The sequence below is a fragment of the Phenylobacterium aquaticum genome, assembly GCF_022695515.1.
GTDB lineage: Bacteria > Pseudomonadota > Alphaproteobacteria > Caulobacterales > Caulobacteraceae > Phenylobacterium > Phenylobacterium aquaticum.
This window is the reverse complement of record NZ_JALDPT010000046.1, coordinates 15,604-28,868: the sequence shown is the minus strand read 5'-3', so window position 1 is coordinate 28,868 and position 13,265 is coordinate 15,604. Positions and strand designations below refer to the sequence as shown.

13 protein-coding genes, 1 tRNA gene and 2 pseudogenes are annotated in these 13,265 nt (G+C 71.9%); 7 read left to right on the top strand and 9 right to left on the bottom strand.

The features are described 5' to 3' along the window. The 6 genes and pseudogenes from MQH10_RS23380 to hemC form a co-directional block, all read right to left on the bottom strand. On the bottom strand, positions 1-616 hold a 616-nt coding region (locus MQH10_RS23380; RefSeq protein ID WP_419720800.1), incomplete at its 3' end, for a calcium-binding protein. Positions 617-763: 147 nt separating this feature from the next. Next, positions 764-839, bottom strand: a tRNA-Thr gene (locus MQH10_RS23375). A gap of 30 nt (positions 840-869) precedes the next feature. Beyond that, entirely contained in the window at positions 870-2,396 is a 1,527-nt protein-coding gene (locus MQH10_RS23370) for a heme biosynthesis protein HemY (protein ID WP_242566387.1), read from the bottom strand. Next, positions 2,393-3,268 carry a COG4223 family protein gene (locus MQH10_RS23365; RefSeq protein WP_242566386.1) on the bottom strand — a complete coding sequence of 292 codons (876 nt, stop codon included), beginning with the start codon at positions 3,266-3,268 and terminating at the stop codon, positions 2,393-2,395. The genes MQH10_RS23370 and MQH10_RS23365 overlap by 4 nt, the downstream gene beginning before the upstream one ends. Positions 3,269-3,320: 52 nt before the next feature. Further along, positions 3,321-4,022 (bottom strand): uroporphyrinogen-III synthase, encoded by a 702-nt coding sequence (locus MQH10_RS23360; RefSeq protein WP_272887110.1) that lies wholly within the window; start codon positions 4,020-4,022, stop codon positions 3,321-3,323. A gap of 90 nt (positions 4,023-4,112) precedes the next feature. Beyond that, positions 4,113-5,070, bottom strand: a pseudogene (gene hemC / locus MQH10_RS23355) (hydroxymethylbilane synthase). A gap of 74 nt (positions 5,071-5,144) precedes the next feature. Between hemC and tsaD the strand changes: the two are divergent. The 6 genes and pseudogenes from tsaD to MQH10_RS23325 all read left to right on the top strand — a co-directional run bounded on the left by tsaD (position 5,145) and on the right by MQH10_RS23325 (position 10,062). After that, positions 5,145-6,232, top strand: a pseudogene (tsaD, locus tag MQH10_RS23350) (tRNA (adenosine(37)-N6)-threonylcarbamoyltransferase complex transferase subunit TsaD). Next, positions 6,229-7,218 (top strand): NAD(P)H-dependent glycerol-3-phosphate dehydrogenase, encoded by a 990-nt coding sequence (locus MQH10_RS23345; protein WP_242566385.1) that lies wholly within the window; start codon positions 6,229-6,231, stop codon positions 7,216-7,218. The pseudogene tsaD and the gene MQH10_RS23345 overlap by 4 nt, the downstream one beginning before the upstream one ends. Before the next feature lie 20 nt (positions 7,219-7,238). Next, on the top strand, positions 7,239-7,526 hold the full coding sequence (locus MQH10_RS23340) for a YciI family protein (protein ID WP_242566384.1): 288 nt from the start codon (positions 7,239-7,241) through the stop codon (positions 7,524-7,526). Then, positions 7,523-7,897 carry a Rieske (2Fe-2S) protein gene (locus tag MQH10_RS23335; RefSeq protein ID WP_242566383.1) on the top strand — a complete coding sequence of 125 codons (375 nt, stop codon included), beginning with the start codon at positions 7,523-7,525 and terminating at the stop codon, positions 7,895-7,897. Before MQH10_RS23340 ends, MQH10_RS23335 begins: the two co-directional genes overlap by 4 nt. A 55-nt stretch (positions 7,898-7,952) precedes the next feature. Then, positions 7,953-8,669: a class I SAM-dependent methyltransferase gene (locus MQH10_RS23330; RefSeq protein WP_242566382.1), complete on the top strand. Its 717-nt coding sequence runs from the start codon at positions 7,953-7,955 to the stop codon at positions 8,667-8,669. 292 nt (positions 8,670-8,961) lie between these two features. Then, positions 8,962-10,062: a cell wall hydrolase gene (locus MQH10_RS23325; RefSeq protein ID WP_242566381.1), complete on the top strand. Its 1,101-nt coding sequence runs from the start codon at positions 8,962-8,964 to the stop codon at positions 10,060-10,062. Between the two features lie 6 nt (positions 10,063-10,068). On the opposite strand, the gene MQH10_RS23320 is transcribed toward MQH10_RS23325, so the two are convergent. Further along, entirely contained in the window at positions 10,069-10,818 is a 750-nt protein-coding gene (locus MQH10_RS23320; RefSeq protein ID WP_242566380.1) for a creatininase family protein, read from the bottom strand. Positions 10,819-10,852: 34 nt separating this feature from the next. After that, positions 10,853-11,461, bottom strand: a complete 609-nt coding sequence (locus MQH10_RS23315; RefSeq protein WP_242566379.1) for a TetR/AcrR family transcriptional regulator — start codon at positions 11,459-11,461, stop codon at positions 10,853-10,855. A 77-nt stretch (positions 11,462-11,538) separates the two neighbouring features. Here MQH10_RS23315 and MQH10_RS23310 point away from each other — a divergent pair, with 77 nt between their 5' ends. Then, positions 11,539-11,880 (top strand): darcynin family protein, encoded by a 342-nt coding sequence (locus MQH10_RS23310; protein ID WP_242566378.1) that lies wholly within the window; start codon positions 11,539-11,541, stop codon positions 11,878-11,880. On the opposite strand, the gene MQH10_RS23305 is transcribed toward MQH10_RS23310, so the two are convergent. Beyond that, positions 11,862-13,250, bottom strand: a complete 1,389-nt coding sequence (locus MQH10_RS23305; RefSeq protein WP_242566377.1) for a cytochrome P450 — start codon at positions 13,248-13,250, stop codon at positions 11,862-11,864. The genes MQH10_RS23310 and MQH10_RS23305 overlap by 19 nt on opposite strands. Between the last annotated feature and the right edge of the window lie 15 nt (positions 13,251-13,265).

Below are 13,265 nucleotides of genomic sequence, written 5' to 3'. Positions count from 1 at the left end.
TGTCCTTGCCGCCCACCACCCAGTCGTCGCCGAGGTTGCCGTGGGCCGTGTCATTGCCGGCGTTGCCGTTGATGTCGTCGAAGCCCGAGCCGCCGGAGACCTGGTCATTGCCGTCGTCGCCGCGCAGATAGTTGGAGCCCGAGGCGTCAAGGATGATGTCGTCGCCGGTTCCGCCGAACACGCTGTCGTCGCCGGACCCGCCGTCCAGGGTGTCGTTTCCCGCCCCGCCGGAGATCGAATCATTGCCGGTCAGGCCGCGCAGCAGGTCCCCGACCGTGGAGCCGGTGATCTGGTCGGCGCCGGCCAGGATATAGGCCTTGGCCGAGGCGTTATCATTGCTCAGCGCCCAGGTGAGGAAGGTGGTCACCGGCACATTGACGCCGGCGATGTCGAACACCGTCTGGCCGAGATAGGTCTCCGACAGGTGGGTCATGGTCCCGCCGCTCAGCGCGCCGGACCCGTTGTACTGGAAGCTGCCGAAGAAGCTGTCGACGATGCCGCTGTCGGAGGTGGAGATCTGGCCGTTGTTGGCCACGGTCACCGTCCCGGCGATCAGGGATGACAGGTCCAGCTGGTCGAAGTTGAGCGCGATCGCGCCCGCCGTGATCACGGCCATGTCTCATCCCCCGATGGTTGTGGTTCGGGGAATAGAACACGTCGAGGCTGTCGGCGTAAGGGCCTCGTTCGCTCCCACTGCCCCAAAACGGCCGCCGCCCGGCCGCCCCCGAGGGGGTCGGCTTGAAGGGACTGAAAAGGGGAGAAGTGGTGCCGCCTAGGTGACTCGAACACCTGACCTACGCATTACGAATGCGCCGCTCTACCGGCTGAGCTAAGGCGGCCCGAAGGGAGGTCGCCCCCCGCGAGGGCGCCTATTTAGCGGACCTCGGCGCGCTCGCCAAGCGTCGTCGGGCCGCAGGGCGTCTTTGGCTGGGCCGAGGGGCCGGCGGGGGCGGGGGTTCGTCGTCCTCGAAGTGGCCTTCGTCGATCGGATAGGGGCCCGGCGCCCCGGCCTCGGCGGTCAGCAGGGGCGCCGTGTCGGCATAGGCGATCGGCAGTTCCGGCAGTTCGCTCATCACCCGTTCGCGGCGCTCATGGCGCGGATGGATCAGTTCGCCGGTCTCGGCGAAGCTGGTCACCAGCCGGGCCCAGTCGCCGGGCTGATAGGCGAAGGCGCGGCCCTCGGGATCGAGGTCGGACCAGTCCGGTTCGCGCGGGGCGGAGACGCCCCGGGCCATCCAGACCCGCGCTTCGTCCGGACGGCCGCCGGCGAAGGCGACCCGGGCCATCAGGCCGGCGATGCGGGCGGTGACCGGCTCGGCCTCCAGCGCCTTGGCGGCCTCGGCGGCGCCGGCGGGATCGCCCCCGGTCAGGGCCGCCTCGACGGCCAGGATGCGGCTCTCGCGCGCTGGCGGGTTGAGGGCGGCCAGGTCGCGGAGCCGTTCGGCCCTCTGGCTCGGCGTTTCATTGGTCTTCAGGTCGCGATAGGCCAGCCACAGGGCCGGGTGCGGCGCGACCTTCCAGGCCGCCTCGATGGCCTGGGCGCCGCGGGTCGGCTTGCCCTGGGCGGCGAGGAGCCGGGCGGCCATGACCACGCCTGGCGCGAAGCCCGGCTGCAGCTTGGCGGCCTCGGCGGCGAAGTCGGCCGCCTGGGCCCGGGCCTTGGCGTCCGGCGCGCTCTCCAGGCCTGCCGCGCTGGCGGCCAGCAGGGCGGCGCGGCCGCGCTCGGCGACGATGGGCGAGACGATCTTGCGGTCCAGCGCGCCCTTGACCAGGTCGCGGGCGGCGTCCCAGTCGCCCTCGGCCAGCTTGGCCTCCAGCAGGGCGCGCCAGGCCCAGCGGGCGGTGCGGGCCTGGCCATAGGCCTGCTCGGCGTGGCTCAGCGCCGTGGCGCGGTCGCCCTGGGCCTGGGCCAGCTGCATCAGGCCCTTGTGGCCGGCCAGACGCATTTCAGGAAAGCCCAGCATGGCGGAATAGGCGGCCTGGGCCGCGATGGTGTCGCCGGCGGCTTCCGCCGCCTGGGCGGCCAGCACGCGGACCAGACCCGGCGCGTCCTCGGCGAGATCGGCGGCCTTGGCGGCCAGGCGGCGCGCCTCGGCGCCGTCCCCCGCCGCGACGGCCAGGAAGCCGCGGGTCAGGACCTCGCCGGCCTGGCGTCGCCGCGTGTCGGCCCGGGCCCGCTCGGCCCGGCGCGGGGCCTCGATCACCCACAGCAGCAGCCGCCAGAACACCAGGGCCAGGAGCGCGCCCACCAGGGTGATCAGGGCGAGCGCCGCGGCGGTCAGGTCGGCGCGCCACCCCATCCAGATGATGCTGGCGTGACCGGCCTCGCCGGACAGGGCGAGGACCGCGACGCTGAGCGCCAGGACGAGGACGACGGCGAGGGCGGCGCGGATCATGCGCCGCCCCTCGCCATGCGGGCGAGGTCTTCCAGGGCGTCGGCGCGCACGGCGGCGACCCTGCGGTCGATCTCGGCGCGGCGCTCGGCCCTGGCCCGCCAAGGGGCCATGGCGTCACGGCCGGCCTGGGGCAGGGTGTCGAGCGCGCGCAGGGCATGATCGATATCGCCCTCCTGAACCAGGTGCTCGGCGCGGGCCAGGGTGGCGTCCACCCCCTTGCCTGGCACGTCGCCGACCCTTCGCAGCATCACCACCCGCGACAGGGCGGCCTTGATCCGGGCCCACAGGCCGCCGCCGTCGCCCAGGCTGCGGGACGCCGCGGCTGCGCGGGCGGCGTAGTCGGGAAAGTCCACGGCCAACTCGGCGCGGCTGGGGGCGCCGACCTGGGCCAGGCGGCGCAGGGCGCGAAGATCGGTGGTGGGCGGCGAGACGGCGGTCAGCGCCGCCAGCTCGTCGGCGAAGGGCCGCGAGCTCTGGGCCGCGTCCAGCAGCACCGAGGCGGCCAGCGCCGCGGCGGCCTGTTCTGCGGTCCGCGACTGCTGGGCCTCCAGGGTGTCCAGCCTCTGGGCCAGGCGCTCAATGTCGGCGGAGGCCGGAGTCGCGTCGGCGGGGATCGGCCGCTCCGCCGGCAGGGGGCGTGGGGCCTGTCCGGCAAGGGGCGCGTCCTCGGCGACGACGGGCGCCTCGGCTGCCGCACGCGGGGCGGCGACGAACAGCCGGGGCCCGAACCGCCAGACCGCCAGCAGGGCCGCCATCACCATCAGGGAGACGCCGATCCCGGCCCAGAACCCGCGGCCGATCAGCCTCTGGCGGCCATATTCGGCCGGATCGCGCGGGGCGAGCAGTTCGACGGGATCGGGCTGGGCGCTCATGATGGCCGATCTTTCTGGCGAGCCGGTCGGGGGTCTTGCGGGTCCGGCGTCTCTAGTCAGGCGTCCGGTCTATCAGATTTAGCAGCGCCGCTTCGAGAGGGAAGGGGGCGAAGGCCTTGTGGGCGATCTTGGCCTTGGCCAGGGGCTTGATCACCGCCTGGGACAGACCCAGCACTTTCAGCTGCGGCATGGGATGGGTCGTCAGGAGCTCGGCCAGGGCGAGCGCGGCCTTGGGCGAATGCAGCAGCGCCACCTCGACCTCGGCCAGCTCGGCCAGCTGGGCGTCGGTGAAGGCGACCGGGGCGGTGTCGTAGAGCACCAGGCCGCGGGCCGCGACGCCCTGGGCGTTGAGCAGGCCCACCAGATCCCCGGCCGGCTCGGCGGCGCCGGGATGCAGCAACTGGCCCATGATCTCGCGCTGGCGGCCCAATATGCCCTCGGCCAGGGCCTCCACATCGCCGTCGGCGGACAGCACCTGGCGGAAGCCGACGGCCTTGGCGGCGGCGGCGGTGGCGGCGCCGACCGCGAACACCTTCAGGCCGCGGGCGGCGGAACGGTCGGCGAAGGCGCGCACGCCGTTGGCGCTGGTGAAGGCCAGGGCCCCCACCCCCTCCAGGTCGATCTCGCCGCCGTCGATCGGCTGGACATCGAGCAGGGGCGCGACCAGGGGCTCGTGGCCCAGCGCCCTGACACGGCTGGCGGTGGCGTCCGCGCCGGGCTGGGCGCGGGTGATCCAGATTTTACGGCCGGGCAAGGTGATGTCCGAAACTCAGAATGGGCAGTTGGGACCCTGGCCCCTGGCCGCGGCCAAATCAACCGGTGAAGCTTGCGCGCCCCCCGCGCCTCAGTCCGGCAGGGCGATCAGGTCGCCGCCCTCCTCGAGGATCGCCCGGCCGAGCTCAAGGCCGAGCGCGCGGGCGGCGGCCTCGCGGTCCGCGCCGGGGGCGAAGGTCACCTCGGACTCGCGGCGGAACCGGTGGCGGCCGTCCGGGGACAGGGCCTCGACGATCAGGTTCAGCGAGGTCTCGCACAGGCGGGCATGGGCGCCGATGGCGGTCTTGCAGCTGCCCTCCAGGGCCGACAGCGCTCCGCGTTCGGCGGCGATGGCGATGATCGTCGGGTCGTGGCGCATGGCGGCGAGCCAGGCCTGGTCGCGGTCGCCGACGCGCGTCTCGATGGCCAGGCGCCTGGCCGGGAGCCGGCGGCACGGCCACCGGATCGATCAGGCTCCTGGGCAGGTGACCCAGGCCCAGGCGCTTCAGGCCCGACAGGGCCAGCAGGATGGCGTCGGCGTCGCCGGCCTCCAGCTTGGCCAGCCGGGTGTCCACATTGCCGCGCAGCATCTGGACGTCGAGGTCGGGACGGCGATGCAGGCTCTGGGCTTGTCGACGAAGCGAGGCGGTGCCGAGGATCGCGCCCTGGGGCAGGTCCTCAAGCCGCTCGGCCTTGAGGCTGAGGAAGGCGTCGCGCGGATCCTCGCGTTCGGGGATCGCCGCCAGGGTCAGGCCCTCGGGGCACTCGGCCGGCATGTCCTTCAGCGAATGGATGGCGCAGTCGATGCGGCCGTCGAGCAGGGCCTCCTCGATCTCCTTGGTGAACAGGCCCTTGCCGCCGATCTCCAGCAGACGGCGATCCTGCACCCGGTCCCCCGTGGTGGTGATGATGATCAGGGGGGCGACGCGCTCGGCGTCCTCCGGGGGAGCCCCCAGGGCGGCGGCGATTCGGCGTTGCATCTGCCCTGCCTGAGCAAGGGAGAGCTTGGAGCCTCGGGCCCCGATCCGGACAAGCGGTTGCGTGGGCACGGCGGGACGGCTACCTCGGCGGAAGATCAATGACGTTCCGCCTGCTACAGGACGGGACCGGAAGCCGCAACCGGATGACCGACCTCACCCTCCTGGGCCTCGAGACCAGCTGTGACGAAACCGCCGCCTCGGTGGTGCGTCGCCATGCCGACGGCCGGGTGGAGATCCTGTCCTCCATTGTCGGCTCCCAGATCGCCGCCCACGCCCCCTATGGCGGGGTGGTGCCGGAGATCGCGGCCCGGGCGCACGTGGAATCCATCGACGGGATCGCCGCCGAGGCGATGCGCGCCGCCGGCCTGACCTATGCCGATCTCGACGGAGTGGCGGCCACCGCCGGACCCGGCCTGGTCGGCGGGGTGATGGTGGGCCTGGCCTTCGGCAAGGCCGTGGCGCTCGCCCGCGGCCTGCCGCTGATCGCGGTCAATCACCTGGAAGGCCACGCGGTCTCCGCCCGGCTGGCGGCCGACATTCCCTATCCCTTCCTGCTGCTGCTGGTCTCCGGCGGCCATTGCCAGCTCCTGGCGGTGGAGGGGGTGGGCGCCTGCAAGCGGCTGGGCTCGACCATCGACGACGCGGCCGGCGAGGCCTTCGATAAGATCGCCAAGTCGCTGGGCCTGCCCTATCCCGGCGGCCCGGCCCTGGAGCAGCTGGCCAAGAGCGGTGATCCCGCCGGCTTCACCCTGCCCCGCGCCCTGCTGGGCCGCGACGGCTGCGACTTTTCCTTCTCAGGCCTGAAGACCGCCGCCGCCCGCCTGGCCGAGACCGTGACCACCGACGCCCAGCGCGCCAATCTCGCCGCCGCCGTCCAGGTCGCCATCGCCCGCCAGCTGTCGGAACGCACTGACCGGGCCATGGCCGCCTATGCGCGGGCCCGCGGGGGCGCGACCTGCGCTTTGTCGTCGCCGGCGGCGTCGCCGCCAATGGGGCGGTGCGCGCGGCCCTGACCAAGGTCGCGACCGAGCGGGGCTTCAGCTTCGACGCCCCGCCCCTGGCCTATTGCACGGACAACGCCGCCATGATCGCCCTGGCCGGCGCCGAGCGCCTGGCGCTGGGCCTAATGGACCCGCTGGACGCCCCGGCCCGGCCCCGCTGGCCGCTCGACGCCGAGGCCGCCGCCGCCAATCCCACCCACACGGCCGGTCGCAAGGGCGCAAAGGCATGATCCACGCAGGCGTCATCGGCGGCGGGGCCTGGGGCACGGCGCTCGCCCAGGTCTGCGCCCGGGCCGGGCTGCGGGTGACGCTCTGGGCCCGCGAGGCCCAGGTCGTCGCCGACATCCGGGCCGACCATGAGAACAAGCTCTTCCTGCCGGGCGTGACCCTCGACGCGGCGGTCGGGGCCACCGGCGATCTTCAGGATCTCGCGACCTGCGACCTGGTCCTGGTGGTGGCGCCGGCCCAGCATCTGAGGTCGGTGCTCGCCGGCTTTTCCTCGTTCGTGCGGCCCGGCCTGCCCCTGGTGCTCTGCGCCAAGGGGGTCGAGCAGGACTCGCTCAAGCTGATGACCGAGGTCGCGGCCGAGGCCGTCCCCCAGGCGGCGCTGGCCGTGCTGTCGGGTCCGAGCTTTGCGGGCGAGGTGGCTCGCGGCCTGCCCACCGCCGTGACGCTGGCCTGCGCCGACGAGGCCCTGGGCCAGAAGCTCGCCCAGCTGATCGCCACCCCGACCTTCCGCCCCTATGTGGCCGGCGACATGCTGGGCGCCGAGATCGGCGGGGCGGTGAAGAACGTACTGGCCATCGCCTGCGGCATCGTCGAGGGCCGCGGCCTGGGGCGCAGCGCCCACGCCGCCCTGATCACCCGCGGCTTCGCCGAGATGACCCGCATGGCCGTGGCCCTGGGCGGACGGCCCGAGACCGTCGCCGGCCTCTGCGGCCTGGGCGATCTGGTCCTCACCTGCTCCAGCCCGCAGTCGCGCAATATGAGCGTCGGCCTGGCGCTCGGCGCCGGCGAGACCCTGGAGGCCGCCCTGTCGGGCAAGCTGTCCGTCGCCGAGGGCGTAGCCTCGGCCCCCGCCGTCCGCGCGCTCGCCGCCAAGCTCGGCGTCGAGGCGCCGATCAGCGAGGCGGTCGCCGCCATACTGGCCGGCGAGGTCGAGGTCGACGCCGCCATCCAGGGCCTGCTGGCCCGCCCGCTGAAGAGCGAAACCTGACACGCCCAAAGGAGCCGCCCGTGACCACTTACATCCTGTTCTGCAAGGACAAGCCCCAGTCGCTGGACCTGCGCATGGCCACCCGCGAGCGGCACCTGGCCTATGTCGGCGGCTTCGCCGACCGGCTGAAGCTGGGCGGGCCGCTGCTGGACGAGGCCGGCGCCATGGCCGGCTCGGTCCTGGTGCTCGAGGCCGACAGCCTGGCCGAGGCCGAGGCCTTCAGCGCCAATGACCCCTATCGCCAGGCAGGCCTGTTCGAAAGCGTCGAGATCTCCGCCCTGCGCGTCACCCTGGGCAAGCTCGGGTGAAGACGCCGGAGCCCGACAATCCGGCCCGCCCGCCGCCCGGCGTGCGGCTCTGCGCCCTGGCGGAGCTGCCGGATCCGGGCTCGAAGGGATTCCGCTTCCGCCAGGACCGCTACATGTTCGCCGGCTTCGTGGTGCGCCAGGGCCAGGAGGTGCGGGGCTGGGTGGATTCCTGTCCGCACAACGGCTGGCCGCTCTCGGCCCTCGACGACCGCTACCTGACCCGCGAGGGCGACCGGATCATCTGCGCCGCCCACGGGGCGGTGTTCCGGCCCGCCGACGGCCTGTGCGTCGCCGGCCCCTGCGCCGACGACCATCTGACCGCCTGGCCGGTGGCGGTGGTGGGCGGCGAGGTGGTGACTGGGCCCTTCTGACTCTTCCTTAACCGCCGCCCGCTAAGGCTTGGCGCGTTGAACGAGGAGACGAAACGTGGCTGACGCCCTTCGCGCGCTTGCGACCCTGAACGGCCGGTTCGCGCCCAAGTTCGCCCAGACCATGCTGGCCACGCCCCGCGCCGCAGGCGAGGCCGAGGCCTTCGCCGCCCACTGCCAGGCCATGGGGTTCGAGTTCACCACCGACTGGGCGGACAACAACATCCCCTTCGTCGCCCCGTTGCTGCGCGACTTCGCCAAGCCCCGCGGCCAGATCCGCTATCTCGAGATCGGCGCCTATGAGGGCAAGAACCTGGCCTTCATGGACTGGCTGCTGCCGGCCCGCCTGGATGTCACGGTGATCGACCCCTGGTTCGACGAGGCCCTGAACCCGGAAGAGAAGTATCACGCCGTCGAGCCGCGCTTTCAGCGCAATGTCGCCAAGCTGAACTTCGACGGCCTCACCACCCGCAAGGGCTTCTCGACCTATGAACTGCCCAAGATGCTGCAGGCGGGCGAGAGCTTCGACCTGATCTATGTGGACGGCTCGCACACCGCCTGGGCCGTCGGCGTCGACCTCGCGTTTTGCGCTGCGATGCTGAAAGTCGGCGGCATGATGGTGCTGGACGACTACTGGCATCATGAGAGCGAGATCGGCGGTCCCGGCGTGAAACAGGCCGTCGACCGCTTCCACGGGGTGTTCCGTGAGTATTTCGAGGTCACTTCCGTCTATCGGCAAGTGGCGCTGACCAAGACCCGGGAAATCCCGCGCTGACGCCGGAGCGGTTACTGCCAAGCTCTCCTGGCGTCCCACTATGACGCATCTCTAGGCGGGCATGCTTCGTGCAGCCCGCTGCATGCTGCGACTCCCCCGCAGTTAACGAAACGTGAAATTTCCGTTTGGCTGCGCTGTACCTTTGGGGGTAGAGCATGCGGCTTCCGGTTATTGTGCGCTGCGAAGACCCCGAGGCGTTTCCCCTGTGCTGAACCGAGTTCGATCCTTTTTCGCCCATCTCCGCCAGGTCGCCTGGTCGCAGGCCGCATGGCGCCGCGACGCGATCCACCTGGTGGGTGTCGAATTGGGACTTCTGGCGGCCCTGACCGCCAGCCTGGCCATGGCCGCGGCCCCCCAGGGCCGGGGCGAGGACATCGCCAAGATGACCCGCGGCGAGATGTCGGCCGAAGCCTTCGCCCGGCTGACCGCCGGCATGGATCCCGCGATGCTGGCGCTCGCCAGCCGCATGACCCCGCAGTTCGGACCCCAGGCCCAGGACCCCGCCGCGGCCGTCACCCCCGCCAGCCTGGACACGACCGGCCTGCAGTCGGCCGTGCTGCGCCTGCAGGACATGACCCCGGACGAGGCCCGCGCCTGGAACGCGTCCAACCCCACCTCGACCCTGCCCAATCCCCCCGCCAAGCCGTTCCGCCTGAAGACCGGCGGCATGCTGGACGAGGCCCGCGCCGTCGACTGCATGACGGCGGCGATCTATTACGAGGCCCGCTGGGAAAGCCTGGACGGCCAGCGCGCCGTGGCCCAGGTGGTGCTGAACCGCATGCGCCATCCGGCCTATCCCAAGACCGTCTGCGGCGTGGTGTTCCAGGGTTCGAACCAGACGACGGGCTGCCAGTTCAGCTTCAGCTGCGACGGCTCGATGCGCGGCCAGCCCAACCCCGAGGTCTGGGCGCGCTGCCGCACCGTGGCCGAGGCGGCCCTCGGCGGCTACGTCATGAAGGCCGTCGGCAACGCCACCCACTATCACGCGGTCTATGTGGCCCCCTACTGGAGCCCGAATCTGGTCAAGGTCTCGACCATCGGCGCGCACATCTTCTACCGCTGGACCGGCGGCTGGGGTCAGCCCCCTGCCTTCTCGGGCCACTATGAGGGCAGCGAGCTGGCCGGCATGCAGCTGGCCTCCCTCGACAAGGTCGCGCCCAGCTCGAAGCTTGACGTGACCGGCCAGGTCAAGATCGCCGCCTCGGAGGTGTCGCCGACCATCGAAGCCGCCGACCAGGCCGGCAAGCCGGCGGACGCGCGCTCACCGGCGGGCCACGACCAGGCCGAGCCGCTGACCACCCTGACCGTCGCGGCCAAGCCCCTGAAGGCCGAGGAGCTCGACTGGGCCGGCCGTCCCAAGAAGCGGGACAACCACCTGGCCCTGCCGGAATAGCCGACCTCAGGCCGGCGCGATCTCGGCGGAGAAATCCGCCACGTCCGACAGAAGGCCCTCGGCCGCCATCCGCACCAGCTCGCCGCCCTTTTCCGGAGTGGCCTGGGCGGGGTCGGATCCCATGCGGCCGTCCGGATAGCGGGCCCGGAAGTCGCGGGCCTCGCGGATCGGACCGGTCGGCGCGATCTGCGGCGCATAGTTGGCGGTCTTGATGGCGTCGGGATAGGCCCACTGGGTGACCGCGATCTCGGACGGGGTGGCGTGGCTGCCGTGGCCGGTCGGGAACTGGCGGTTGGCCAGCGCCATGACCCCCTTCAGCTCCCACCAGTTCTTCAGCTTCATCGAGAAGCCGCGCGGGCGGCCGCCGAAGCTCGCCTCCGCATAGAGCTCGGAGAAGGCCGCCTCGATGGTGGCGACATTGCCGCCGTGGCCGTTCAGGAAATAGATCTTCTCGAAGCCGTGCCCGGCCAGGGAGCGGCACCAGTCGCCGATCGCGGCGATGAAGGTCGAGGGCCGCAGCGAGATGGTGCCCGGAAAGCCCAGGTGATGCTGGGCCATGCCGATGTTGAAGGTGGGCGCCACCAGGATGTCGCCGGTCTTCTGGGCCTCGTGGGCGATGATCTCGGGGCACAGCCAGTCGGTGCCCAAAAGGCCGGTCGGGCCGTGCTGCTCATTGGAGCCGATCGGCACCACCACCGTCTTGGAGCGCGTCAGGAAGGTCTCGACCTCGGACCAGGTGGACAGGTGCAGTAGCATGGGAACTCCGGGGCGGGACGGGACGGACCCGACCCTAGGACGCCACGGCCTCGGGCGGAAGCGACAGATAGCCCAGGATCGCCCGGGTCAGCCGCATCTCCAGGCCGGCGGTCGCGCCGCGGTCGAGGGCGGCGTCGATCAGGCCGCGGGACATGTGCAGGATGTCGAGCGCCGCCTCGCGGTCGCCCAGCCGCCGCTCCGCCAGGAAGGCGGCCAGGGCGTCGGCCACCCGGCGGTCGCGGCCCCGTACCTCCGGGCCCAGGTTCAGGCGCTGCTCCTCCAGGTCCAGAAGCCGCGACAGCCTGGGCCGCGCCGCCTGATGGGCCACGGCCACCCGCGCCAGGGTGAAGATCGCCCCCGCCAGGCCCAGGCGCGCCGTCCCCCGCAGCGCCTCGCCGAGCGCCTGATCAAAGGCCGTGGCCTCACGGCGGATCAAGGCGGCCATGATCGCGTCCTTGCCGGGGAAGTACTGATAGAGCGAGCCGACGCTCACCCCGGCGCGGCGCGCCACCGCATTGGTGTTGAAGGCCTCGAGCCCGCCTTCCTCCAGAATGCGAGCCCCGGCCTCGACCACCGCCGCCACCGTCGCCTCGGCCCGCGCCTGACGGGGCCGCTTGCGGGGGCTGATGAGGTCGGCGGTCATCGGCGGGGATGCGAGTCCATGATGTGAGTGTTTGCTCATATTGTTCGGCGAACACCGATTCAGCAAGGACCTTGATCATGACCGCCACCAGCCCGCCCGTCTTCACCCTGTTCATGCTGCTGCACTCGCAGCCGGCCTGGCTCGCCCTGACGCGGGTCGAGCGCGCGGCCTATGTCGAGGCCGAGGTGGCGCCTGTCCTCGCCCGCTGGCCTCAGGTCGCGATGCGGTTCTATGACGCCGAGGCTTTCACCGGCCGCTGCACGGACCTGATGGTGTTCGAGACCGCCGACCTTGCGGCCTACGCCCATCTGGTCGACGGCCTGCGCGACACGGCCTTTCTCGGGCGGCCCTATTTCGAGGTGGTGGAGATCATTCCGGCCCTGGAGGACGGCTACAAAGCCTATGACGCCGCCGCCTGACGGCGCCTGAGGATCATGGGCAGGCCGCCCGCCGGGCGCATGGTGATCCGGTGGTGGATCTCGACCCGGTGGCCGGGCTTCAGCTCCAGCCGGAAGCGCTGGGCGGTCGCGGCCAGGATCAGCAGGGCCTCGGCCACCGCGAACTGGGCGCCGATGCAGACCCGGGGCCCGCCGCTGAACGGCAGATAGGCGAAGCGCGGCCGCTCGACGCCGGGCGCGAACCGCTCGGGGTCGAACCGCTCCGGCCGGTCCCACAGCGTGCGGTGACGATGCAGGATCCAGGGCGCCACGACCACATTCGCCCCCTTGGGGATCTTCACACCGCAGATTTCGTCGTCTGCCAGGGCCAGGCGCGCCGAGGTGCCGGGGGCCGGGGGATAGAGCCGCATGGCCTCGTCCAGGACCATGCGGGCATAGGTCAGCTTGGGCAGGTCGGCGACGGTCGGCGCGCGGCCGCCCAGCACCTGGTCTAGCTCTGCGTGCAGCCGGGCCTCCACGGCCGGGTGCTGGGAGAGCAGGTACCAGACCCAGGCCATGGCCGCGGCCGTGGTCTCGTGGCCGGCGACGAAGATGGTGATCACCTCGTCGCGCACCTCGGCGGGGGTCATCTTCGCCCCGGTCTCGGAATCGCGGGCGGCGATCAGCCGGGCCAACAGGTCCTTGGGCGCCGCCTCGCCCTGGGCCTCGCGCTCGGCGATCATGCCGGCGATGGCCGCGTCCAGTTCCGCGAAGATCGTGCGGATCTTGCGGTCCAGCCGCCGGAACATCAGGCCGGCCGCGCCGGGGACCAGATAGAGGGGATTGAAGGTCAGGGAGTCGGTCGCCCGGGCCAGGGCGGTCTCGACGCTGCGCGCGCTGACCGCCCCGCCGGCGGAGAACATGGTCAGGCCGATGATCTCCAGCGTCAGGTCGCTCATCTCGCGGGCGACGTCGATCTCGGTCCCCTCCGCCAGGCCGGCCCAGCGGTCGGCGAAGGCAAGGGCGGCGTCCGACATGACCGGCCCATAGGCGGTGATGGACGGCGGGGCGAAGGCCGGCGCCATGGTGCGGCGATGGGCCCGCCAACCCTCGCCGTCGCGCGAGAGCAGGCCGTCGCCGAACGCGGCCTGGAAGAACCGGCGCTCCATGGGGGTCTTGGGATAGTTGGCGACGTGATCGAGCAAGACCCGCTTCACCCCCTCGGGGTCGGAGACGAAGATCCAGGTCCCCAGGATCGAGCGCTGCACGAAGACGCCCTGCTCATAGGCGCCGACCGGAATGCCGGGAAACGGCGTCTCGGGATCCTTGCCGCCCAGCAGCGGACTGGCCTTGGCCGGCGGCGGCTTGGCGCCGACCAGGCGGGGTTCGGACGCGATGTCGATGACGCTCATCTCGGTTCCTCCGAT